The 1,949-nt window shown below is 66.6% G+C and carries 2 protein-coding genes; both read right to left on the reverse strand.

What is annotated here, in order from left to right; all coding sequences use genetic code 11:
• A partial coding sequence (locus B0W88_RS31480; protein WP_077038384.1) for an amidohydrolase family protein occupies positions 1–990 on the reverse strand: 990 nt, incomplete at its 3' end.
• Between the two features lie 5 nt (positions 991–995).
• Positions 996–1,949 (reverse strand): ABC transporter substrate-binding protein (locus B0W88_RS31485; protein WP_144007129.1); only part of this gene is annotated, 954 nt, incomplete at its 5' end.

Below are 1,949 nucleotides of genomic sequence, written 5' to 3' on the forward strand. Positions count from 1 at the left end.
CGGATACACCCGCCTTGCATTGCCCTCGAAGATCGCGTGCTTGTCCTCCGCGCTCAGCGCCTCGCACTGGTCCACATAGCGCTTGGTGTCGTCGAAATAGTGGTTGGTCACCGGATCCCGGCCCCGCACCGCGCCGATCATCTCGGAGCCGAACAGCACGTTCTTCACCGGGATCACCTTGGTCAGCAGCTCCACCCCGGGGTGGTGATACACGCAGGTGTCGAAGAACACGTTGTCCAGCAGCCCTTCCAGCGGCCGCTTCATCATCTCCAGCGACATGCCGCGGTAACGCCCCCAGTGGTAGGGCACCGCGCCGCCGCCGTGCGGGATCACCAGGCGCAGTTGGGGGAAGTCCTTGAACACCTCGCCCTGCAGCAGCTGCATGAAGACCGAGGTGTCGGCGTTCAGGTAGTGGGCGCCGGTGCCGTGGTGGCAGGCATTGCAGGAGGCGGCGACGTGGATCATCGCCGGCACGTCCAGCTCGCACAGGGCCTCGTAGACCGGATACCAGCTCTTGTCCGTCATCGGCAGGCCGGTCCAATGGCCGCCGCTGGGATCGGGGTTCAGGTTGACGCCGACGAAGCCCATCTCGTTGACGATGCGCTTGAGTTCCGGCACCGAGTTCTTCGGGGCGGCAAGCGGGCTCTGCGGCAGCATGCCCACCGGCACGAAGTTGTCCGGGTACATGTCGCAGACGCGGCGCACGAGGTCGTTGCTGATCTCCGCCCATTCCAGGCTGGTGCGCTCGTTGCCGAGGTGGTGGCTCATCAGCCCGGCGATCGGGGAGAACAGCGTCAGATCGCCGCCGCGCTCCTGCTGGAGCTTGAGCTGGCCGTTGCCGACGCCTTCGCGGATCTGGTCGTCAGTGACGTACGCGCCCTTGATGTCGGGGGCGTTGGCGGGGTCGTTGGCCGATGCGACCTGGGCGGCACGCCAGTCGCGGAAGGAGGCGGGGACGGTCGTGAAGTGACCGTGGCAGTCGATGATCATGATGCTTAGGCCCGGGGATCCACGAAGAGTTCGTTCATGCTCATGCGGCGCGGCGTCAGGCCCTGCTTGAACGCGGTCTGCTCCAGCGCCTCGATGGTCTTGCGGTTCTCCTCGATGCCGTAGGGCAGCGGGTCGGCGCCGACGATCGCCTGCAGCTTCTGGTACTTCTTGTCGCCCTTGTCGGTGGAGGCGGGCAGCTTCGCGAGCCAGCGGCGCTTGGCTTCGGCGAAGGCGTCGTAGAGGCTCTTGGCGACCCAGGGGTGCTCGGCCAGCACGGCGTCCTTGACGACGATGGTGCCGTGCATCGGGTAGATGCCGGTGCGCGAGAAGTACTCGGCCTCGATCTCGGCGGCGTTGGGGAACAGATCGGGGTAGTCGGCGCTGTTGTCGACTTCCTTCCAGCCACCGGTGGGGTTGCCGGTGCGGCCGATGCCGGCGTTGGCGCCGAAGCCGGCGGCCAGCTCGCCGCGGGCGATCATGTCGGCGAGCGAGTCGCCGGCCTTCACGTGGACGACGTTCTCGGGCAGCTTCAGCTCGGTGACGTGTTCTTCATCGTCGACGACCCAGGTGACCTTGGACGAGTCCAGGCCGTACTCGTCGATCAGCACCTGGCGGGTCCACACGCCGGTGGTGACCGAGTAGGCGCGCACGCCGACCTGCTTGCCTTCCAGGTCCTTCGGGGTCTTGATGCCGGCGTCGGGGCGCACCAAGAGGCCGCTGTGATGAAAACGGCGCACGACGAAGATCGGCAGGCCGACGAAGGGGGCGCCGTAGGCGCGGGCGATGATGTAGGTCGTCGGGGCCAGTTCGCAGACGTCGAACTCGTGGTCGCGCACCATGCGGCGGAAGGCGCCGATCTGCGGCTTGACGGTGATGAACTCGGCGTCGATCCCTTCCAGCGGGATCTCGCCGGACTTGATGCCTTCCGTCTGCGGGTGGTCGGCGATGGCGATCTTGAG

The organism is Pelomonas sp. KK5 (assembly GCF_001984095.1).
In the GTDB taxonomy this organism is placed as follows: Bacteria; Pseudomonadota; Gammaproteobacteria; order Burkholderiales; family Burkholderiaceae_C; genus KK5.